At 39.6% G+C, this 21,224-nt stretch carries 19 protein-coding genes and 2 pseudogenes; 13 read left to right on the top strand and 8 right to left on the bottom strand.

What is annotated here, in order from left to right; translation table 11 throughout:
- The first annotated feature begins 300 nt into the window (after nt 1-300).
- The 7 genes from A9Y75_RS24190 to A9Y75_RS24220 all read left to right on the top strand — a co-directional run bounded on the left by A9Y75_RS24190 (nt 301) and on the right by A9Y75_RS24220 (nt 9,627).
- Nucleotides 301-1,941, top strand: coding sequence for a reverse transcriptase domain-containing protein (locus A9Y75_RS24190; protein WP_071192183.1), 1,641 nt, complete (start codon nt 301-303; stop codon nt 1,939-1,941).
- Between the two features lie 336 nt (nt 1,942-2,277).
- Entirely contained in the window at nt 2,278-2,718 is a 441-nt protein-coding gene (locus A9Y75_RS24195) for a hypothetical protein (protein ID WP_236721515.1), read from the top strand.
- A gap of 137 nt (nt 2,719-2,855) precedes the next feature.
- Entirely contained in the window at nt 2,856-3,236 is a 381-nt protein-coding gene (locus A9Y75_RS24200; RefSeq protein WP_071192187.1) for a hypothetical protein, read from the top strand.
- Between the two features lie 48 nt (nt 3,237-3,284).
- Complete coding sequence (locus A9Y75_RS24205; RefSeq protein ID WP_071192189.1) at nt 3,285-4,511, top strand: PQQ-dependent sugar dehydrogenase; 1,227 nt, start codon at nt 3,285-3,287, stop codon at nt 4,509-4,511.
- 517 nt (nt 4,512-5,028) lie between these two features.
- Nucleotides 5,029-8,400 (top strand): hypothetical protein, encoded by a 3,372-nt coding sequence (locus tag A9Y75_RS24210; protein ID WP_071192190.1) that lies wholly within the window; start codon nt 5,029-5,031, stop codon nt 8,398-8,400.
- A gap of 124 nt (nt 8,401-8,524) precedes the next feature.
- Nucleotides 8,525-9,094, top strand: a complete 570-nt coding sequence (locus A9Y75_RS24215; RefSeq protein ID WP_071192192.1) for a GNAT family N-acetyltransferase — start codon at nt 8,525-8,527, stop codon at nt 9,092-9,094.
- Nucleotides 9,094-9,627: a hypothetical protein gene (locus A9Y75_RS24220; RefSeq protein WP_071192194.1), complete on the top strand. Its 534-nt coding sequence runs from the start codon at nt 9,094-9,096 to the stop codon at nt 9,625-9,627. The genes A9Y75_RS24215 and A9Y75_RS24220 overlap by 1 nt, the downstream gene beginning before the upstream one ends.
- Before the next feature lie 124 nt (nt 9,628-9,751).
- Here A9Y75_RS24220 and A9Y75_RS24225 read toward each other — a convergent pair whose 3' ends face one another.
- Together A9Y75_RS24225 and A9Y75_RS24230 are read right to left on the bottom strand one after the other, a co-directional pair.
- Nucleotides 9,752-10,174: a PIN domain-containing protein gene (locus tag A9Y75_RS24225; protein ID WP_053540963.1), complete on the bottom strand. Its 423-nt coding sequence runs from the start codon at nt 10,172-10,174 to the stop codon at nt 9,752-9,754.
- Entirely contained in the window at nt 10,167-10,433 is a 267-nt protein-coding gene (locus A9Y75_RS24230) for a hypothetical protein (protein ID WP_071192196.1), read from the bottom strand. The genes A9Y75_RS24225 and A9Y75_RS24230 overlap by 8 nt, the downstream gene beginning before the upstream one ends.
- Nucleotides 10,434-10,607: 174 nt before the next feature.
- On the opposite strand from A9Y75_RS24230, the gene A9Y75_RS24235 reads away from it, so the two are divergent.
- Both A9Y75_RS24235 and A9Y75_RS24240 read left to right on the top strand, forming a co-directional pair.
- Nucleotides 10,608-10,970: a hypothetical protein gene (locus A9Y75_RS24235; RefSeq protein ID WP_071192198.1), complete on the top strand. Its 363-nt coding sequence runs from the start codon at nt 10,608-10,610 to the stop codon at nt 10,968-10,970.
- Nucleotides 10,971-11,015: 45 nt separating this feature from the next.
- The gene (locus A9Y75_RS24240) at nt 11,016-11,546 is read left to right on the top strand and encodes a restriction endonuclease (protein ID WP_071192200.1); all 531 of its coding nucleotides are present in this window, start codon (nt 11,016-11,018) and stop codon (nt 11,544-11,546) included.
- Nucleotides 11,547-11,668: 122 nt separating this feature from the next.
- On the opposite strand, the gene A9Y75_RS24245 is transcribed toward A9Y75_RS24240, so the two are convergent.
- The 3 genes and pseudogenes from A9Y75_RS24245 to A9Y75_RS24255 form a co-directional block, all read right to left on the bottom strand.
- Nucleotides 11,669-12,640: an ISAs1 family transposase gene (locus A9Y75_RS24245; RefSeq protein ID WP_236721516.1), complete on the bottom strand. Its 972-nt coding sequence runs from the start codon at nt 12,638-12,640 to the stop codon at nt 11,669-11,671.
- 321 nt (nt 12,641-12,961) lie between these two features.
- Nucleotides 12,962-13,201 (bottom strand): annotated as a pseudogene (locus A9Y75_RS24250) (ribulose bisphosphate carboxylase small subunit); the annotation flags it as partial.
- A gap of 46 nt (nt 13,202-13,247) precedes the next feature.
- Nucleotides 13,248-13,677 (bottom strand): annotated as a pseudogene (locus A9Y75_RS24255) (chaperonin family protein RbcX).
- Here A9Y75_RS24255 and A9Y75_RS24260 point away from each other — a divergent pair.
- Nucleotides 13,593-15,170: a hypothetical protein gene (locus A9Y75_RS24260; RefSeq protein ID WP_177176287.1), complete on the top strand. Its 1,578-nt coding sequence runs from the start codon at nt 13,593-13,595 to the stop codon at nt 15,168-15,170. The pseudogene A9Y75_RS24255 and the gene A9Y75_RS24260 overlap by 85 nt on opposite strands.
- 474 nt (nt 15,171-15,644) lie before the next feature.
- A complete protein-coding gene (locus A9Y75_RS24265) occupies nt 15,645-16,130 on the top strand; it encodes a hypothetical protein (protein ID WP_071192204.1) in 486 nt (161 codons plus the stop codon).
- Between the two features lie 57 nt (nt 16,131-16,187).
- On the opposite strand, the gene A9Y75_RS24270 is transcribed toward A9Y75_RS24265, so the two are convergent.
- Nucleotides 16,188-16,646, bottom strand: a complete 459-nt coding sequence (locus A9Y75_RS24270; RefSeq protein WP_071192206.1) for a DUF6636 domain-containing protein — start codon at nt 16,644-16,646, stop codon at nt 16,188-16,190.
- A gap of 121 nt (nt 16,647-16,767) precedes the next feature.
- Nucleotides 16,768-17,994 carry an FAD-dependent monooxygenase gene (locus A9Y75_RS24275; RefSeq protein WP_071192367.1) on the bottom strand — a complete coding sequence of 409 codons (1,227 nt, stop codon included), beginning with the start codon at nt 17,992-17,994 and terminating at the stop codon, nt 16,768-16,770.
- A gap of 493 nt (nt 17,995-18,487) precedes the next feature.
- On the opposite strand from A9Y75_RS24275, the gene A9Y75_RS24280 reads away from it, so the two are divergent.
- Both A9Y75_RS24280 and A9Y75_RS24285 read left to right on the top strand, forming a co-directional pair.
- A complete protein-coding gene (locus tag A9Y75_RS24280; protein WP_071192208.1) occupies nt 18,488-19,042 on the top strand; it encodes a hypothetical protein in 555 nt (184 codons plus the stop codon).
- A 49-nt stretch (nt 19,043-19,091) separates the two neighbouring features.
- The gene (locus tag A9Y75_RS24285; RefSeq protein WP_071192210.1) at nt 19,092-19,742 is read left to right on the top strand and encodes a site-specific integrase; all 651 of its coding nucleotides are present in this window, start codon (nt 19,092-19,094) and stop codon (nt 19,740-19,742) included.
- 575 nt (nt 19,743-20,317) lie between these two features.
- On the opposite strand, the gene A9Y75_RS30430 is transcribed toward A9Y75_RS24285, so the two are convergent.
- Complete coding sequence (locus tag A9Y75_RS30430) at nt 20,318-20,956, bottom strand: hypothetical protein (RefSeq protein ID WP_071192212.1); 639 nt, start codon at nt 20,954-20,956, stop codon at nt 20,318-20,320.
- Nucleotides 20,957-21,224 lie beyond the last annotated feature (268 nt).

Genomic DNA, 21,224 nt, shown 5'->3' on the forward strand with positions numbered 1-21,224 from the left:
ACGAGAGTTGTCATGAATACAAGCACATGAGTAAAAGCGCAAGCTAAGAACATCGGGAGCCGTGTACACGGAAACGGGTACGCACGGATCTAACAGAGAGGAGCGCGGGATCATACCCGCCTTCGACTCTACCCACCTAACGGAACGAACAATCAACCGAGGGAACGAATAAAAACGGATTGAGGGTCTAAGGGCGGTCGAACCCTAAGTAGGCTGGACGAGCAGCGGAACTCCCTCAATCCGGGTAGGACAGACCGTAATTGGTCTGAGGTGTTCAGAATACACAAATGGTCGCAGAGCATGATTAGACACAGAGATAACTCTAGTGAATCCTGGAAAACGTTGCCTTGGAAGAAATTCCGCCGTAACTTATTCCGCCTACAAAAACGAGTGTACAAAGCGGTTCAAGTTGGCGACAAGCGCAAAGCAAAGTCCCTACAAAAGCTGATTCTGAAATCAACCGCAGCAAGATTACTGGCTATCCGTCAAGTAACACAGCTAAATGCTGGGAAAAAGACAGCGGGAATTGACGGGAAAACCGCACTCTCATTCGAGCAAAGGTTTGAACTGAATGAAAAACTCAGAACCGAATGTAATAACTGGAAACACCAGGGATTACGCGAAATACCCATCCCTAAAAAGGACGGTAAAACCCGAATTCTCAAAGTCCCTACTATTGCGGACAGGGCATACCAATGTCTTATCAAATACGCATTAGAACCAGCGCACGAAGCAACCTTTCATGCGAAGAGTTACGGTTTTCGGACAGGACGTTCAGCGCATGACGCTCAGAAAACCCTGTTCCTTAGCCTAAGCTCCAAAAGCAATGGAATAGATAAACGAGTTATAGAACTCGATATTGAAAAATGCTTTGACAGGATAAACCACACTGCCATTATGGATAAACTCATAGCTCCTTATAGCATAAGACAAGGAATCTTCCGATGTCTCAAAGCCGGAGTTAATCCAGAGTTTCCTGAACAAGGAACACCTCAAGGCGGGGTGGTGAGTCCACTATTAGCCAACATCGCCTTAAATGGGATTGAAAGTATTCATAGATACAACGCTAATTCTAAGCAAAGAATTACAAACAAAACCCCAAAGGATAGGATTATTGAGCCAACAATCCGTTATGCGGATGACATGGTAATAATACTCCGACCCCAAGACGATGCCATAGAAATACTTGACAAAATCAGTCAGTTCCTAGCAGAACGGGGAATGAAAGTCAGTGAGAAAAAGACCAAGCTAACCGCCACGACAGATGGGTTTGATTTCCTCGGCTGGAACTTTAAAGTCCAGAAAAACGGGAAGTTTAGATGCGTTCCATCAGTGGACAATTATAAAACTTTTCGTAAGAAAGTAAAACTCATCGTCAATAACTCGAATTATGGTGCTACCACAAAGGCTGAGAAATTAGCCCCTGTAGTTAGAGGCTGGAGGAATTACCACCGCTTCTGCAAGATGGACGGGTCGAAGTTTTCCTTATGGCACATCAATCACAGAGCATTCAAGGTATTTAACAAAGAAGCTAAACAGAATCGCCATACCTGTAAACAATTACTGGATAAAGCGTTTCCATCAGTTCCCTACTCCGAAAACAAACACATCAATGTCAAAGGAGAGAAATCACCCTACGACGGAGATTTGAGTTATTGGAGCGAGCGTAACAGCAAGCTCTATGACAACCATACCTCTAAAGCCCTCAAACGGCAAAACCATAGATGTGGACATTGTGGATTAAAAATGCTCAGTGATGAGAAGGTACACTTACATCACTTAGATGGAAACCATAAGAATGGTAAACCTAAAAACCTTCTAGCCATTCATGAAAGCTGCCACGATTACGTACACATGAGCAAAGGCGCAAGCCAAGAACATCAGGAGCCGTGTACACGGAAACGGGTACGCACGGATCTAACTGAGAGGGGCGGGAAATAATATTCCCCCTCGACTCAACCGGGAACTAGCGCTGCTGCAAGCAGTTCATCTTTTTTGTGGAGTTCTCTTGGCTGCGTAACAGCTTAGAAATACTAGCGATTTATACTAATTCCTCAAAAACAATATCCTCATAAACTTGACAGACTACTAGACTTTTTTCCAGAATCATAAATGTTAAAGTTAGCAAATTATACATCATTGACTTTTTTTCTGTTGTATTAGGAAATTAGGGATCTCTTTTTGTTTAATTATTTGACACCTAAATAGGTGTATTACTTATCGCGCTCAATATATTAGTTAATCGTGTTGTAGATACCCAATCCAGGTAGAAAATTCATGAACAAGCTTTTGTGTTTAAAAATATTATGTATGGGATTAGCCAGTATATCCCTAACCCCAGCTACTGCCAGCGCAACAGCAAATGTTGCAATTAAATCGGCACAAAATCATATTGCCAGCAGCCGAGTAGAAGAATTTAACGTAGTAGGTAATGAACCATTTTGGAATATAAATGTTAGCCAAAAAGGTATCGTTTATTCCTGGGTGGCAGATAAAATTAGAAAACAAACCTTTCCTTATGTAAATCCCCAAGCAGCAGACGGACGGCCTTTAGATGTGCTTAGAGTTTATCGCTTACGTGGTGGAGCAGATAATATGCTGATGATTCAGAAAGCTAATGGCTTCTGTAGCGATGGTATGTCAGATAAAAAATATCCCTACACAGCAACTTTAATTTTGGGTAGGACAGTGCGAACAGGTTGCGCTGAGAAAAAATAATTTGCTGAAATTATTTCTATTGGTGAATCTTACTGCTCATCAGAGATACACTTATCATATCTGATTGAGCAGTTGATTGATTTCCAGACATTTTTGTGTGACAGCGATAAGTTTCAGTTTTTAGTTTGGGAAAAAATATGAAATTATCAGATTTATCACCAGAAACTTTAGAAAAAATCAAATCGGTAAGGTGGGATAGGATTATTGAAAAACATGAAGGACCTGAAGATTGGTCATCTGTTTTGCAATATGGGGAACCAGAATTTATGGAAATTGATGGATATCCAGTATTATTACCTATAGATAAATCTCATCACCCCAATATTTCCATAATCCGTTCTATTTGGGCTGAAGATAAAAAATCACTCACACTATTTTTATCGGATACCACCTATGAAGATGATCCCTTCTTTTCTGGCTTTATGACAGTTTGTGACCGCCTCAGAAATGAAAACTTCTTTCTAGCAATTTTGTATCATGAATGGTTCATTATTGAAAGACCAGAAATCTTTGATTAATTGACAATTGTTTCGTTGCAGGTAGCAATTTTGTAGACAAAACAAATCATGAAACAGACAAAAACTCTGGCAGCAAAATTACTTTTCGGCATGGTTTTAGTAGGAATTTCAGCTTGCAACTTAGCAACAACTGAGTCCGCAAACACTAATAATCAACAAACAGAAACAGCCCAACAAGTCAGCCAACAAACTGCTACTAACAAGCAAGCCTGTACCTTAGTAGAAAATGGCTTCGGTTCCCAAGGACAGGTAAAACTGCGGGTAGAAGAAGTCGTAACAGGTTTAGAAGTTCCTTGGGGAATAGCTTTTCTGCCAAATACAGATATGTTAGTTACCGAACGACCGGGACGAGTCCGCCTCGTGCGGAATGGTAAACTGATTTCTCAACCAGTAGCTACAATCAATGTCACAGAAAGCGGTGAAGATGGTTTATTGGGTATTGCCACTCATCCTAACTTTGCTAACAACCGATTTTTTTACATTTACTACACTGCTGATCGAAATGGATCACAGGTTAATCGTGTGGAAAGATGGCGACTATCTGAGAATGGACTCAGTGCTTCCCCGGATAAAGTAATTGTTGACAATATTCCCGTAGCACAATTTCATAATGGTGGTCGCATTCGCTTTGGACCAGATGGAATGCTTTACATTGGCACAGGTGATGCCAGAGAACCGCAAAGTTCCCAGGATGTTAATAGCCTTGCTGGTAAAATCCTGCGTGTGACACCTGACGGACAAGTACCCCAAGACAATCCGTTTAGTAAAAATCCTGTCTATATAACTGGGATTCGCAACACTCAAGGGTTTGATTGGCTGGATAAATCGACACTATGGGTAACAGACCACGGACCTAGTGGGGATTTGGGAAGAAGGGGTCACGATGAACTCAGTTTAGCAAAAGCAGGAGACAATCTGGGTTGGCCTACTATCTACCGTTGTGAATCAAAGAAAGGAATGATTACTCCGTCAATTGTTTGGCGTGAAGCTTTACCTCCTGGTGGAGCAGCAATTTATACTGGAAATTCTATTTCTGAATGGAAAGGGAGCTTAATAATCGCCACTCTTCGTTCTCAACATTTGCAGCGCGTTGTTTTCAACCCCCAGTCTCCCCAACAAGTTGAGCGTCATGAGGTGTATTTGCAAGGTCAATATGGACGGCTGCGAGAGGCAATTATGAGTCCAGATGGTGAATTATATGTCACCACCAGTAACTGTGATGGACGGGGAAATTGCCCTCCACAGCGGGATAAAATTTTCCGCATTACTCGATAAAAAAGTTAACAGAAATAAGTAATAACCGCTCAATAATCCGGGATAAATCCTTCCATGACAAGCCTCAAATGGCGTAAAATCGTTCCCCAACAGCTAGTCCGCCCCCATTTATTGAGCGGATACAATAAGTATTCACAAAGAATGTGAGATGGTTCTTTGGATTCTACACCCTACCTAAAGTAAACTTTGATTTTTTTAAAGTCATAGTGATGGAATTTAGTTATAGTAAATAAGTTGTATTTGAAATGCGATGCTTTCTTTACGAGACGCTTCGCGTAGCTTGCTTCTCCATAGGGGTACGGCGATCGCAGTTATCGCAACAGCAAATAAAACTTGTGTCTGTGTTAGTGGTTAATAACACAGCACTAGCTATAACTCGTTCGTTTCCCACTTGCCAAGTTATCTTTTGACACTAGCAAAATATCCACTTGGATGATTTCACTGGGTGTAAATCCATGCCAAGATGAATATTAGAATCTGATGCTTGCTAGATCAGCTATCTAATAGATTACTGGTAATGGATTTAACTACTAGGCTTATAGAAGGTTCTGGACTGAGTATACCTATCTTTGATGGGTCGTACAACAATGGCAAGGGGAGATATCTATCTGAACCAGAAATCATTAAAAATTCCCTATTAGCACAAATATTTGAGCCATCAGAATTGCCATCTCTCCTCCTGGTGAAAATTGACAGTAAAAATCCAGATGCCAACCATTTAAGACAAAGAACATTTACAGACGGAATTAAACGCAAATTAGCCTTTAGTTCAGGCGATAATTATTACTTCGCTGACGATGCACTGCGGAAAAAAATTAAACGGTTATTTGCCACAGAACCAGATACCGCTTGTCGTTATGGTTCATTATTAGTTAGTAATTGCTATAAAGGTTCAGAAACATTTACAAACTTACGAGTCAAAATCGTAGACTTTACAGACCCACAATATGCTGATTACAAAACCGGAGACTGTCACGGCAAGATTTCACCGCGACTAGCCAAACAACTGGGAGGAGAACGTAATTGTCCACTGCAATTTCGATTTGCGTGGATGAAATCTTGGGCTGAAAGTGATAATTCTCAAGCTCCAAAAACCAGCTTTTTAGCCAAAGGAACTTTTTTACCAGATGCCAAATTAACAGATGCCGAGGGTTACGATATTATCATGGATCGTTCCTCAATTAAAGGGATCAAAAAATCTCAATTTCAAGATTTAATCCCTTGTGGTGAATATCAACTTCCCCAAGCAGTAATAGGTAATCGAGGTAATGCCAAAGCCACCAGTTACGATAATAGTTGGCAGTTTACCATCTGGTATTCAGAAGCAGCAGTTCAACAAGATTTAAGTCAACCAACTGAGAAAAAAGCTCAGGAATTGGCACAGTTACAAAGTAATCCCTTGACCTTGGCAAAATACATTATTCAACAATATGATAAACAGCAATCCCAACAAGAACAAACAGAAGAAACTGTTAACGAAATAGATGATAATACTAACAATCAGGCACAGGAATCTCGCTGGATTTCTTTACTTCGCAGCGATAAATATGGTCAATTAATTGAAACACCCAAATTCCGCAAATTTGCTACTGATTATATCGCCAATCAATGGCGTGACCTAGCGATTAAAAGTGGATACAGCCATAATTCAGGTATGGCCATGCCATGCGACACCTTACCACGAGGGACAATTTGTGTTCCCCATCTACCAGAAGGAGATGTGATTCTTACCCGTTACCCCATTGTCAACTCAGACAATATCCGCCTTTACAGTAACGTTCATGATCCAGAACTAAAGAAAACTCGCAACGTAGTTTGGATTCACCCCAAAGATGCTGAGGAATATCACCAAGCTGATTTTGACGGCGACCAATTAATGGTTAGTTCTGCTAATAAACTGCCGAATATTGCCAAAGAAACACTCCGCGCAGGTGAACCTGGACATTTTAAACCAGTTAAACAACGTCCTAAACTGGCATATACAGAAATTACAGATGAAGAAGGCAATTTAAAATACCGTGATTTATCACAAATTGCCGCTGCCAGCAGTCAAAATAAAGTAGGATTGGTAGCAACAAACATTGGGCGTGTCCAGTCCTCAACGCCGCGTGAAGGTGAAAATAGCGAACGATTTACCAGACGACAAAGGAAGCTGCTAAATCGTCTTTTTCAAGCACTGCAAGTAGAAGTAGATTCACCCAAAAGTGCCGAAAGATTGGAGGACATTCAAGAAATTGATGGTGCGAACTTATTAGCAGATGCTAAAAAATGGTCAGAATCCCATCCCAGTTACTTCTTTGACTTTAAAAAAGATGACCGGCTTTATCGTTCCTTTGCTATGCCAGCAGATGCCCCAGGAGCAATAAATGTGATTGCCAGAGAAGTAGTAAATCCCTTGTGGGAACCAACACGGATTCGCAGTAGAGATAGACATGAATTTCGTTATTTGTTTCCCAAAGAAACATTATCTGTAGATGCTTTGGAATGGGCAGAAGAATTAAAAACTAGGTTTCAACAATCGAGAGATGAAATTAAAGAACGGGTGGGAGATGATAGGGAAGCTTTTAATGAAGAATTGGGCAAACTTTACGATAGTTACAGAGCCGAAATTGATGAATTATTCACCACTTCAGAGGATAGATTTGAGGGTGCAGCAGCACTGTGGCACACCCAACACACCCGTCCAGAATTAGACCGACATCGTAAGGAATGTTTACAGTTGGCAGCACAGATGGAAATCACGTTTTCCTTTGAGCATAATTATGAAATGCCTAGTGCAGCATTACCACAAGATACTTATGTATTGACTGTTCCGTTTGGGAAAGATGCGATTAAATGGAAGGAATCTTTAGAACAAAAAGGAATTGAATTTGATGCCACTATTCATCCGCAATTACCTGTGATTGAATTTGCTTTTAAAGATTTATCTCCCAAATTAGTTGAGAAATTAGCAGCTAAATTTGGTGACAATATTCACGATTTAGATGAATTGAATATTCCTAAAGATTTACGCATCATTCCTCCCGTAGATCATAGTTGGGCAACATCACGTCAGGATGCGGGTGTGGGGGCTTTGGCATATAATTTATTTACTGAGGAAGTATGTCAACAGCTTCAGGATTTTCAGTTTGCAGAAATGAAAGTGTTGGGGATTAAATACAATGATTTTGCTGATGAAAACTTTGCCAGTCAGCAATGGAGAAAGCGGAGTGTGATTCTAGAAGTAGGAGTTTTTGAATTACCTGAATCACACCCAGATTTTTATCGTTATAACGGGACACCAATATTACAAATTGATGGTCAGAATTTAGGAACTTTTGCACCTGATAGTCCTAAGTTGCCTGTGGGAACTACATTTGCAGCCACATTAAAACCAGAAGGTTCTAGTATTATCCTCAAGGTTAATGCTGATTCGATAGAGTTACCAGATGTGACATTAGCGGAATCAGAACCAATGTTAGATAATGCTGGGGAATTGCAAGCTATTCACCGGGAATTTTGGCGAAAGGAAATGTTTGATAATTTGGTAGAAGCAATTGGTATTACCTACGAACAGCGACAAGCCAATCAATCTGAAAGTAAGGAAATTGAGCAATTCAAAATTGGTGGACAGTGGATGGCTTATGTTCAGTCTAGTGGTGATTTTATTGTGCGGAATGAGAATAAGCGAACGATTTGTAGAGGGAATATTCACACAGGAGAAGAGATATTTCCGCTTTCAGAAGCAGCCGCAAGTGAGTTACAGGAGATGATTTTAGAAAGGGATCGATTATCAGCAAATATATCCTCTGGGAAGTCGCTATACTCAACCGAGGCATCGCTAAATAATAAACAGGAAATATCAAATAATAGAAGCCAGAGTCGAAGTCAAAATATAGAATTGAACTGATAAAGTTGGTGAAGGTTGTACAGAGGTAGTAGTAAATCTTGTCTGCTGCACTCAGGAAACTCAGCTATTAATGATAGTATTTTAGTTTGTTACCACAGTCATTTTCACCAACAAGGAGTAACGAGTGCAACTGCAAGTTCAGCTAATTCGTGGTGAGGATAGCACTTTTGTAAATGCGTATTTAGTGGAACTGGCACAAAAGCACGTTGATGATTATCTATCGCTGTGGAAAAGCCGACTAAATTTATACGTACAAGCTGATAAATTTTGGGACTGGGAGTTTAAACTGAGATTTATTGCCAGCAGTTCAAACCGTGAAGGTTATGCCATTGAGTGCGAAGGTGAAACCCAAGGATTGATGCTGATGGAAACTCAGATGCACGGCTCACGCATCACAGAGGGTAAACGCTTAGTATATATTGATGGAATTGCTACAGCACCTTGGAATCGCCAGGATGTCCAACGCCCACCACGATACAAAGGTGTTGGGAGTGTATTTCTGGTATTTGCCCGAACCCGCAGTTTCGAGCTAGGTTATGAAGGTAGGGTAGGCTTGCATTCTTTACCAGGAACGGAAAAATTCTACGATAATCAAGGAATGCTAGATTTAGGGCAAGATGAAGATTACGATGATTTGGTTTATTTTGAGTACGGTGTATGGCGTTCTTATAACAAAAGCAGTGAAGGTAAGTAATGAGTCAGCAAGAATCTAATTATATTCCGTTCGCCTCTAACCAAGAATTAGCAAACCCGATGGATTTATTGCTGAACGAAGAATGGTTGAGAAAAAGCATCAAAGCTGAGGAAGAAGTAGGGGGTAATATTGGTGCTGGTTTAGATTGGGGTTCTGGTTTTAGTCAACTGTTGCTTAATCCTGAATTGTTTTATCGCTTAAAAACTTTGCGGATTTCGTTGAATCGAGAAGTGCGTTTGTTGCTCAAAGATTGGAATTTAGGAACTGCTACTTCTATAGCATCTGCTACCGCAAGAGAGAAGTTGCTGGAAAGATTCAGGCTACCTACACCTAATGTTAAAGAATATATTCAAACTGTGTTGCAGAGGGATGAACTTTTTGGTGAAGAGTTTATTTCTAATCATCAGGTGTTGCGCGAACTGCTTGGGGTAATGTTGACAGAAAAAGATTGGGAAATGATTGCTTCAGTTGCAGCGGATTCGTTGAAACAGCAAATTATGCAACAGGTTTTGGTTGAGAGAATTTCGGTATAGTAGAGGTAAAAGAATTGCAAGTGGCGCACTCCGTTATCACAAATTAAAAAATGAATTGACAAGTCAGCCATTGCCCTATCGCCCTTTATCTCAAAGCAATACAAGTTTAATTTTGCTCGTCTAATTAAGGTAAAAATATGCGATTAAATGGTTGCTTGCGATAGCGGCGATAAATATTAAAGTCTTTGTCTAGAGTGGCAATAGCAGAAATGTTTAATCTTTCGGAAATGGCAATAAGCGATAAATCGGTAAAATCTGCGGGTAAATCTTGATAAATTGTGTTAAGTTCTTGGATTCTTTGATAGTCTGATGGTAGTAAATGTTCGCATAAGAAAACTCTTATTGATAAGGCAGATAAGAATTCGTTCTGCACTTTTGTATTTGGAGCAAGTAACCACATCACTTCTGTAACACAGGCAATTGTTGTGATGAGTTGACTGGTACAGGTGCTAAAAAAGTTAACAACTTGTTGGTGATACTTGTCTTTACGGTCATAGAAGGCAACAAGAATTCCAGTATCAATTAAAATCAGGGGATAATTATTCATGAGTTCTTGTTTGATGTCTTGCTTGAATTCTGTCAGCGATTGCTTTTTTGCGTACATCTCTATCTGACAAATCTCCTGATCCTTCTAGTAAAAATTTGGGATAACCACCCATTCGTTCTAAAACTGTTTTAGCTGAAGTTGGATAATTGTTAATAGGTGTTTCTAGGGATGAGATAAATTGTAAGACAAGTGGGATTTGTTGATCACTAAGGTTAGCGATCGCTTGTAAGAGTTCTTGGTGTGGATTGGTGGAGTACATAGTGATTAATTGGTGTTGTGATGATTGTAATTTTAGCAAATGTATCGCTCTTTGGGAATTGGGGGTAGGATAATCATACAATGATACTGAGGAAATTTAGTAGTTGTCATAAATGTGCAAATAGAATTATTAATACTATGGTAAAATAAATACACTGTGATCAAGGATTAAATAATGCTTTCTGTTGAATGGGAATCAAGGCAATTATTAGAAGGAGTGAATCTTTCTGAATTGTTAAAGTGTCGTCTTTCAGGTGTTTATATCATTTGGTATCAAGCTATACAGGTAAAAGTAGTGCGTGTTGGACAAGGTATAATTGTAGACCGTTTATCAGTGCATCGGCATACTCAAGAGATTATGTCTTATAAAGAATTTGGTGAATTGTTTGTAACTTGGACTATTGTTGAACCGAAACTCCAAAATGGTATTGAAAATTATCTTGGATATACACTTAAACCTTTAGTTGCAGAAAGGTTTCCTGATGTAGTTCCTATTCCTGTTAATTTACCACTTTATTTAAAGCATCTATCACAATAGCAGAGCAATCACACTTAAATCCTAATATTTGAAGTCCAAATTTTTATGTTGAAAAAACAAACAAGCTGGCGAAAATATGAAGAATATACAAGTAGTATTCTTAACGATGAAGTAGTTAAAAAATATTTAGAAAAACACCTGAGCTTAAAAGATTTTAAAATTCAACCTAAAGAAAAATTGCCTGGTAAATCTGGTACAAATTGGCAAGTAGACGCTTATGGTGATGACATCAATGAACAGCGTATTTTAGTTGAATGTAAACACTACAAACGCAAAAAAACCGAAAAAGGTGCAGCATTAGAACAAAATATAATAGCTGCATTTGCTTATATAATTAAAGATGTGGGAGCAAGTAGAGGAATAGTTGTAACTACACAAGGATTACAAGAAGGGGCTAGTAAAGTAGCAAAATATGAAGGTATAGAATTATTGCAATTAGACTATAATTCAACAGACAAAAACTTTGTTATTCGTTTTCCTGAAAATAATCAGGCTGTTGCTGTATTTACTGAAGAATTTGGTACTATAAGTGCTGCTAAACTATATTCATCATATACTAAGCATCCTCTAGGATAAGCACTATAAAAGTTTATACTAAATGTCTATGTGTTGACGGTTCTTGATGCGGTCGAATAAAATACAATCGTATAGGGCTTCATAGCAGGGTTAGCGCGTCTCAAATCCTGTTGACAGGGGAATTACAGTAGAGGAGAATAGTTTGCTATGGATGCTGCTAACACAGAAACCATGTATTGATCATTCATAGCAGCTCGCCGTGATTTTTGTCGAATACTACGACGAAAAGTTGGTTCTCGGTCTAAGGCATTGAGAGCAATGCGACGTAATAAAGCAAAGTTTTGTGGACTGTGCATGGAATGAATCCGACATTCATCTTCATGGAAAGTGACATCTAATGTCCAATGAACAGAGTTTTCAATCCCCCAATGCTGTCGAATCGCACTACCAATTTTGTTAGCATCACTATCAAGACTAGTAAGATAAAATTGCACTTCATGGGTAGTTTTATTCCAATGCTGAACCTTGCGAACTACCATGACTACTGTTGTTAATCCTGCCCATTGGTTTTGTTCATGAAGTGCGGGTAGTTGTGATACGGGAACAGTATAACAGGTGCGATTTTCGATGCGGTGATGTCCTTTTTCGACCCGTTGACTAATACTGACATCAACACCTTTAAAGTCTAGAGATTGTGCTATTTCAAACCAATTTTTCACTTGTTGATGTAGCGTCGGATGATTATCTTTTAGGCTGAAAATATAATCAGCATTTCCAGCTATGATTTGTTCGGCAATTGATTTTTGCGTACCCATTGCATCAATAGTGATAATACAGCCAGACAAGTCCAGAGTCTCTAACAGTGCTGGAATCGCGGTGATTTCATTTGATTTACAATTGACCTTTGTTTGTCCTAGAATCAACCTATTCTCACAAGCCCATGCACTCACTGTATGTAAAGCTTTTAGTTTCGATTCTCGGTCATATGACCCGCGATGAGTTTTACCATCTATAGCAACTACTTCTACACCCAATTTCTCCACTAATGATTGCACCCAATTCCGAAAACATTGCTCAAATTCTTTGGGGTTTATCCTCTCAAATACTCTTCTAAATGTATACGGCTCGATGGTGGCAGTATTACTGCTGCACAAACCTGGTTACAGTAGCAATTTACCGCAACAAATTTTTTACCATATTTTTCAGACGCACTATTTGACGCTGTTATTTTTCGTCCCAGGAATACAAAATCTTTTCATCTTGAGTTTGCATACCCTACTAAACCCACTTAATTCAAGATCAACTTTTTGGCTTTACAAGCCGTCTGAGGAATTTTTGCCTGAAAAACCGTTGCATTCCAGTGTATAAAGCTGGTTTGCTGCAATTGTCTTTTTTTTAGTCTGATACCTTTACCTAAAGACGGTAAAGATTCATCATCAGGCAATTTCACTTAAGAGAGGTTTAGTCATGGGACTATACTGAGAACGGCAACCTTGAACTTCGCTCAATACTTCTTGAGCAGTTTTAGCGCCGAACAAAGGCAACTTCCACATTGTCCAATAAAGTTCTGTAGGTTCAGAAGTTTCGTTGAATTCAATTGCAGGAATAAAACCTTGTGTGATAATGTACTGAACTTGCTTGGCAATTTGCGCGTCAGACAGAGGGGGAAGATAAGAAAGGGTTTCGTAACGACGCTCTTTTGGTAAAGTTTGCATAGCTTTTGATAAGTGGGGGAGATTTTTTACTATTTCTTTGACTGAACTAACTGGATAAATTATCCAAATTAGGAATGGCTACGCCACGCAGGCTATCAGATATTGTCTGTCTTTGGTGTTTCCGGGCTGGGACTTGATAAATTTAGTTGCGTAATGCGTTCGAGATGCTGGCGACGCTGTTCCATATTGGCTTGCTGAATGCCAGTACAAACCATTTCTGGTAAGAAATCTGCCACTTCCGCCGCTATGTGTTCCCTGACAGTCATAATCCGCAAAGCCAAATCTGACTTTTCCAGAAACAGTTCCTCAATATACGCTTCTCCGTCTTGGATTTTGCCAGCGGAAAAGTTTTGCAACCAATGTGCTAAAGGAGGATTTGTTTCGCCTAGCTGTGCCAATACCGTCCTTAGCGCCTGATAAGTCAGGTAGCTTTGAAGAGTTTTGGCTGTGTCTTTCGCAATTTGCTTTAGATCCATGCTATAAAAATGCTGGATATACAGTACCAGCTAGGGTATTAGGTTTAGTTTATGCAAATCAATCAGAAGAATGCTATAAAGCAGATTTAAAGTTTCCTCTTCTTGATACATATGAGGGATATTTTACAGATAAAAATGTTAAGATTGATAGAATAATTGTTCTGCTAACAGACCAGTCTCAAATATTTAGTAGTGAAGAACAAAGACTACACCAAAAATCACCCTATTGGAAAGATACTTCTACTATTAAACCTCTATTGCAATGGTATTTTCAAAATTCAAATTTTACCTGTCACCCAGAATTTGAATATCTAATTCCTGATCAAAATTCTCCAGGTGTTGATAACTGGGATGCTACTTTATCGCTCGTGGAGGCAAAATTAACAGATTTAAATATTGATGTCAATCAGGAAGTTTATGTCAGTCATCAAGCGGGAACACCAGCTATATCTTCTGCTGTGCAGTTTGTGACTATCGGCAGGTTTAAAAAAGTTCAGTTTTTAGTCAGTAATGAGTATTTCGACGAAAATTATGATCTCAAATCTAAATCTCAAGTTATTGAAAGTTCTCGTTATCAGCGAGGTATACAAATTCAAAAAGCCAAGCAGTTAATAAATAAAGGATTACCTGCTGCTGCTAAAGAAGTTTTGCTCGGTATAGTTGATGATGAAATGTTTACAGAAATAAATGAAGTTGCTGATTTTTTTAATCTTAAAAACTCTTTTATCAAAGGTCAAGAGTTTGAAGTTAAATCAGCAGTTGACAGAATTTTGATTTCTCTTGATTTAATTGAGATCTTTTTTATTCAAGAAAATTATATCCAGGGAATAGCACTTTTAAGTGCCACGCAAGAAACATTTTTGAAAGCTGCTATCTTTTCTCAAAAAAGGAAAATTGATGACTCTATTTTCCAGATATCTAGTGTGGTGGATTGGAATAGAAGTGGATTATTTCTTGAGTCTGAAAATCACCTAAATAAATTTAACAATATGCAAAATATTACAGCTTTTTTAAAGAGTTTAAGCTTTCCTCCTCCTGTATCTGGGGATTTTGATTTCTACCATTGGGAAAAATATCAACGAGAACGTAATAACAGTTTGAAACTTAATAATAGTAGACAATTTAAATGGCTATGTGAACTTAAACCGGATTTTAAACCTTGGGCAAATTTATCTTGGTCTTGTCAATATAAGAGAGACAGAGAAGATGACCTGCGTAATCAATTATTACACAACTTATTGGGTGTAAAAAAACCGGAAGTAATTAATTATATTTTGGGTTATAGTGATGATATAATTAACATATTTTCAGCTTCAACTCAGCAGTCAAACAATAAAGATGAACTGTTAATTAATGAAGTTCATAGAGCTTATGTACAAAATGTGAAATCACCACTTTTGAAAGCATTAAAATTATTTGGACTTTCTAAAGAAACTGGAATTTACAATAAATTGCAGACTAAGTTGCAACAAATAGCAGAGTCTATCATCTAAATCATTCATGAACAAGAAGATTCAGGATCTGCACCTTTCGACACCACTCACAGAATCCCCAAAACCCTATATTTTTCGTTGAGTGGTGTCGATTACTTACTGGGAGAGGATTTCAGGTATGTGTTTTACTAAATTCTGGACAATGTGTATGATGTTTTTTAGAGGTGCGTCGATTTGGCGGCTGAAACCCTTACTGGGCAAAGGCTGCTAGACGAACTCTTTACCGATTACCTCAAATCGGAATTATTGGAAACTCACCATCCCAATTGATAACGTCACAGCAAGCAACATGAATCTACTGATTAAGTTATTTCGGATTAGTTGGAAACCTGCATCTTTGAAATCAAAGCACTAGATTATACCTTAGTCCTCTGATAATTCATTCAAGCGATCGCACCCCACGCCCTATCCCCTAAGAACGAAGCAATGGTACAAACATTCTGGTAAAATGCCCCTAGAGACAGAGGTAATGTTATGGGTCAAGGATTTAGCAACCCGAAGAAATCAAAACTGGACATATTAGCAGAGTCAGCTATTCTGCATTGTCAAAAACGCCATCCAGAAGCTTTGGACAATATCTTTGATAATCAGCCCCCGGCATTCAATCAGCAGATTTTCTTAAAAGTCATTGCGGCACTGCAAACAGACCTTGACACCCTATCTTGGTTCTGCGGTTATTTAGCATCAGAAATTAACTGCACCCAAGACAATCATAAACCCCACCCCATCAGCGAATTATCAGGGCTGCTGATTAGTTTTGGCATGGAATTATTTGAAGACTTTGTACCTTACCCCGGTCGTCGGCTGGTCATTGGTAATGCGGAGAAATTCCAATCTTTACCCCAAGAAATTCAAGATAGAGTCAATCAGTTTTTTGTAGTTAAGCCAACTTCCAGTGAAGAAGCCCAACGGATAAATAATGCAATACTGCAAAAACTAGAGGCAGTTAATCTAAATTAAGAGCAATGTTTACTGTGATAGCTTCGCCCCCCGCAAACATCGCTTGATAAAACAGCTTCATTTTGAGATACCCAATACCCGCCATTTTTCCCGACTAAGGAAGAAACCAATACCATTACTATTAGTGCAAGTCAGTCCGGTTTTTTGTGAAATGCATTTAAACCCGCCATTATTCCAAGTTTGACCGTAAGCAAGGACAGATTTGTTAGGGTCAGAGATAGTATCACTGATACAAAGAACTTCCGGTTTACTTGTGGCTGGTAACATCAAACCACGTCCCCAGTCAAATCCGCAATATTCGGGGTAGGGTTGTGGAGGTTTGGGTTTGAGTGAACTAGCAATTTCACAGCGTAAACTGTTTGTAGTAGTATCACTACCTTCAAGTAGCTCACAGAAAATATTACCACTGGGGGTCTTAAATCCTTTGGGCGCGGCAATACTTACCTGTGGTATTGATAAACTCACTATTGTAACTGTAACCGCTAAAACACTCAGTTTATTGAATTGTTTATACATATTCAAAACTTGCTTATTATTAACCCATATCCTACTATGTAAAGTTGATTAGCCGTTAAAAAATAAACCAAATCTTTTCAGGCGATGGGCTACGCCCCGCCGCGCTCGCCAGCAATTGGGGCTATTTTTCCCAAGTAGGTTGGTAATCGAACAACCATCTAAACTGCAAGTCAGCTAACCAAGTAGGAGTGAGTTTGTAAATCCAATTGCGGAGAAAACACCCTATTGCAGATTTAGTTTGCCCAAGCTGACCAACTTGCCGAGAAGTAGTAAATACACGAGTTACCCGGCTGCTACGGCTACTTTCAAATTGACGTAAAAGTAATGTCACCTGTTCTGAACTAGCCTGATGACTAAGCAACTTGACCAGTTCAAAGGCATCTTCTATGGCCATACAACCCCCTTGACCAAGATTTGGTTGCACAGGATGTGCTGCATCTCCAATTAAAGTTACTCTTCCTTGACCCCAACAATTATCTAAAGGTTGACGGTCGAAAATATCATCTCGATAAATGTTTTCGTTTTCTAAAACCTTGAGAATTGAAGGTACAGGTTCAGCATAATCTGAAAAGATTTGTTTTAAAGCATTTAAAGAACCCCCAACTGAGTCATCATTCCCACCCTGTTCAGTATTACTGAAACCATAAAACGAGAACTGCCCTTTGCCAACATCAAAATAGCCAAAGCGATTTCCTTGACCCCAAAATTCTATCCAACTGTATTCTTGATTTAAGGGAACGGTTGAAGCGTTGAAAAAACCTCTCCAACAACACATACCACTGTAGATTGGCTGTTCTAGTCGCTCTTTACCCTCAAGACTGGCACGGACTTGGGAATAAAGACCATCTGCACCTACTAATATATCGCCAGTTGTTGTACTGCCGTCTTGAAAGTACACTCGTACACCGTCTTCGGTTTCCTCAAATTTCTCAAAAGTCATTCCAGTACGTACTATTTCTGGTGGCAATGCTTCATACAAAATTTGTTGTAATTCTCCTCTCCCTAGACATACACCTAAGTTTTCTTCTCCAGCAAATTCTGGGGAATTAATGTACAGTGGAGTTCCATCTTTACTAAAAAAACCACCCTTGATAATTTGGCCACCTTCTAAATAAAAACGTTGATAAATTTTTCCTAACCACAGAAGTTGATAAACTCGAACTGCATTTCGCTGAATAAATATACCTCCTGAACCAGAAAGCATTGCATCCAGTTGACGTTTCTCGTACAATTCCACTTCAATATTTGCATCTAGGCAAGCACGGGCTAAAGTTAACCCACCAATTCCACCCCCAATCACAATTACCTTCGACACTGAGGACTTACTTGTTTTCTCTGATGTTCGCATCATTGATTTTAAATGTATCCCTATGTAATTTTATTATTTTTTATAGTATTATACACAGCATTTATTGGGTGTTTAACTTGCATCTTATCTAAAAACTGTCGGTTCGTAGACTAATTGAAAAATTTTCAACGGAATAATCAGGTTCTAACTTACCTTGTCGCAGACAAAGTGAAAATCTGTCACGGAGTAGATGAAAAATTCCTACCAAATTCGCGGACTAATTGAAATTTTCCACCAAATGGGAATAAAAGGGCGCAACTCATTCCAGTATAAGGCTTTGGAGTAATACTTCTGTAAGTAGTGATAGCGAAGCGCTCCGTAGGAATCGCTCTTAGGGTACGAAAGAATAAGGGTTACACAAGCATATTTTCAATTAGTCCGCAACAAAATTTCATTTAGTCTGCGACATTTTCACTTTGTCTGCGAACCGACAAAACACAAGCGGGAAGATTTCCGGTTTCAGTTACAATATTCGATATCAACCCCAGATATCATGCCTACCAACAAGACCCCACCCAGCGAAATGATTCGCGTGCCGACTGTACTAATTCCTATAGTACGACATTTAGCCAAAATCCACCGCAACGGTCATACAACTGAGTTATTACAAGACTTACAGGAATTGATAACAAGGTTTGATAGCAGCGTGGAACTGGAAGCAACCACGGAATTACAGCAAGTTGACGAAAAACTCGGAGAACTGGAAACGCACCTTTGCCAACAAGATCAACTGGTGTCCACTAAATTGGAAGTCCTTGGTAAACAGTTAGAGAAAATTGAAAAAGCAATCGCTTCTGGCAAATACGGTGGTGGTAATTCTAGACCCCGGCGCTCAGGGTATCCCTACCAGTATCAACAACAACCAGTAGAAATCAAAGAATTTGCTCCTGAGAACTTAGCGCAACGATTGGGGGTAACACCGCAGAGTTTAATTACGGAACGGGAAACCAAAACTGAGCAGGAATTTATCAGTTGGTCCAGAAACCGAGATCCCAGTAGTTTAGGATGGAAATTTCAAGATGGCTTGTATTATCCAGTGAGGCAGTAGAGGAATAAAAAGTGCTACGATGATCAACCATCGGGGGTAAACAGCCAATGTGAAAATTGACAGACACGGCAAAGCCAAAGTTCTTACCCAACCAGAAATACAGCGATTATTTACAGAAGGATTAACCACTGCTAGAGATCGCACCCTTTGTGCTGTCATGCTCTACACAGGTTGCCGTGTCAACGAAGCTGTCACCTTGAAAATTACCGATGTCTACGACAAAAAAGGCAGAATTCGCCCAGAACTCATCCTCCGCAAAGGTAACACTAAGGGGAAACTAGCTACCCGCACTATTCCCGTTCTAGATGACTTAAGGCACTTCCTAGAACAGTATAATCCTCCAACTACCAGTGACGGTTTTCTGTTTCCCGGTCGCTGGGGACGGGGACATCTGCACTCGGACTCAGCCAGTATTATCTTTAGAGAAGGTTGTCAGCAAGTTGATATCGAAGGAGCAAGTACCCACAGCTTCCGCCGCACTGCTCTAACATTGATGAGCAACGCTGGTATCCCTCTGCGGGTAATTCAAGAAATTTCCGGTCATCGTAATTTGGAGCAATTGCAAAACTACCTTGAGGTAGAAACGTCACAAGTTCGCGGAGCGATCGCCTCCTTGTCCATGCTCACCCCAGTAGCAGCAGAGAGTAATACCAAGCTAGACATAAGTAGCACCAGTGACAGGGTGAAAACTGACGGATAGAGCGACTCCTAGATCGGTAAATAGGAATATGACGATCTATGGACGATAGTAGGCAAATTAACAGTTTTGACCGTCAGCCTGGGTTTGATGCTGTTGAGCTTTTAGGGGCATCTCCCTCATCCTTACTAGAATCCAAAGTATACAGTTACAGATCCTAAATTTGAAGTACCACCGACTCGTGTGGGGATATGGCGATGCCTTCGGCGTATCCCTAACGGGACTGAAGGAATAGAGAGCGTAGCGATCGCCAGACATTTTGATCCAGCAGTTGGTAAGCAGTTACAAATAATCTGGAAATTTAAGCGGGAATAATTAATTCAACAATTTTATCTCGCAGTTTGTGTTCGCAAGCAGAAAACCATTCAGCAACCAAATTCCTCTTCTCATCAGGAATTTCATAAAATCTCAATGACATCTCATCCATACTGAGTCGGACAATGTGATATCAAAAAAGGCTACTCCCATGCCCAAATGCCTCATATCAAAATACATGAAGTTATCTGCACACTCAAAGGCAGCAGGCAGCATCCTTATAATTTTTTACACATCGGAAAAATGCTGGCAGTTGCGGTTGATCAGCTACACTGGGGGCATTTTTGGTGAACAGAAAATTTATTACACCGCCGATTATCTAAAGGTTGACGGTCGAAAATATCATCTCGATAAATGTTTTCGTTTTCTAAAACCTTGAGAATTGAAGGTACAGGTTCAGCATAATCTGAAAAGATTTGTTTTAAAGCATTTAAAGAACCCCCAACTGAGTCATCATTCCCACCCTGTTCAGTATTACTGAAACCATAAAACGAGAACTGCCCTTTGCCAACATCAAAATAGCCAAAGCGATTTCCTTGACCCCAAAATTCTATCCAACTGTATTCTTGATTTAAGGGAACGGTTGAAGCGTTGAAAAAACCTCTCCAACAACACATACCACTGTAGATTGGCTGTTCTAGTCGCTCTTTACCCTCAAGACTGGCACGGACTTGGGAATAAAGACCATCTGCACCTACTAATATATCGCCAGTTGTTGTACTGCCGTCTTGAAAGTACACTCGTACACCGTCTTCGGTTTCCTCAAATTTCTCAAAAGTCATTCCAGTACGTACTATTTCTGGTGGCAATGCTTCATACAAAATTTGTTGTAATTCTCCTCTCCCTAGACTGCCGCGCTTCAGGCTGGGCGGAGATGGTTGGAGGATGAAGATTGATGCCATTGTCTGGATGGATTTCGAGGATTCAGTCAACGAAATGGCACTTTCGTTGACTTTTCAGTTTCTGAGAAAGGTTTCAACTTCAAAACTCTGGCAAACTTGGTATTATACTAAACAGCATCTTGCTCTGACAATTTAGAGGGCTGCTGACTTTCACTAATAAAAAAAGTGAAAAAATATCTTAAGCTGTTACGCAGCTAAATCTGATATTTCGTAGCCTAGAGTCCTTACCGTAAGGCTTTCGGGCAAAAAAAGTAAATGCGTAACAGCT

It is taken from the genome of Trichormus sp. NMC-1, assembly GCF_001858025.1.
GTDB lineage: Bacteria > Cyanobacteriota > Cyanobacteriia > Cyanobacteriales > Nostocaceae > Anabaena.

Coding starts and splice junctions, on each gene's coding strand:
- A9Y75_RS24195 (WP_236721515.1), top strand. CDS start 2,278: ATGAACAAGCTTTTGTGTTTAAAAATATTATGTATGGGATTAGCCAGT.
- A9Y75_RS24220 (WP_071192194.1), top strand. CDS start 9,094: ATGAGTCAGCAAGAATCTAATTATATTCCGTTCGCCTCTAACCAAGAA.
- A9Y75_RS24225 (WP_053540963.1), bottom strand. CDS start 10,174: ATGAATAATTATCCCCTGATTTTAATTGATACTGGAATTCTTGTTGCC.
- A9Y75_RS24200 (WP_071192187.1), top strand. CDS start 2,856: ATGAAATTATCAGATTTATCACCAGAAACTTTAGAAAAAATCAAATCG.
- A9Y75_RS24275 (WP_071192367.1), bottom strand. CDS start 17,994: ATGCGAACATCAGAGAAAACAAGTAAGTCCTCAGTGTCGAAGGTAATT.
- A9Y75_RS24205 (WP_071192189.1), top strand. CDS start 3,285: ATGAAACAGACAAAAACTCTGGCAGCAAAATTACTTTTCGGCATGGTT.
- A9Y75_RS24210 (WP_071192190.1), top strand. CDS start 5,029: ATGGATTTAACTACTAGGCTTATAGAAGGTTCTGGACTGAGTATACCT.
- A9Y75_RS30430 (WP_071192212.1), bottom strand. CDS start 20,956: ATGGCATCAATCTTCATCCTCCAACCATCTCCGCCCAGCCTGAAGCGC.
- A9Y75_RS24280 (WP_071192208.1), top strand. CDS start 18,488: ATGCCTACCAACAAGACCCCACCCAGCGAAATGATTCGCGTGCCGACT.
- A9Y75_RS24230 (WP_071192196.1), bottom strand. CDS start 10,433: ATGTACTCCACCAATCCACACCAAGAACTCTTACAAGCGATCGCTAAC.
- A9Y75_RS24270 (WP_071192206.1), bottom strand. CDS start 16,646: ATGTATAAACAATTCAATAAACTGAGTGTTTTAGCGGTTACAGTTACA.
- A9Y75_RS24235 (WP_071192198.1), top strand. CDS start 10,608: ATGCTTTCTGTTGAATGGGAATCAAGGCAATTATTAGAAGGAGTGAAT.
- A9Y75_RS24265 (WP_071192204.1), top strand. CDS start 15,645: ATGGGTCAAGGATTTAGCAACCCGAAGAAATCAAAACTGGACATATTA.
- A9Y75_RS24190 (WP_071192183.1), top strand. CDS start 301: ATGATTAGACACAGAGATAACTCTAGTGAATCCTGGAAAACGTTGCCT.
- A9Y75_RS24240 (WP_071192200.1), top strand. CDS start 11,016: ATGTTGAAAAAACAAACAAGCTGGCGAAAATATGAAGAATATACAAGT.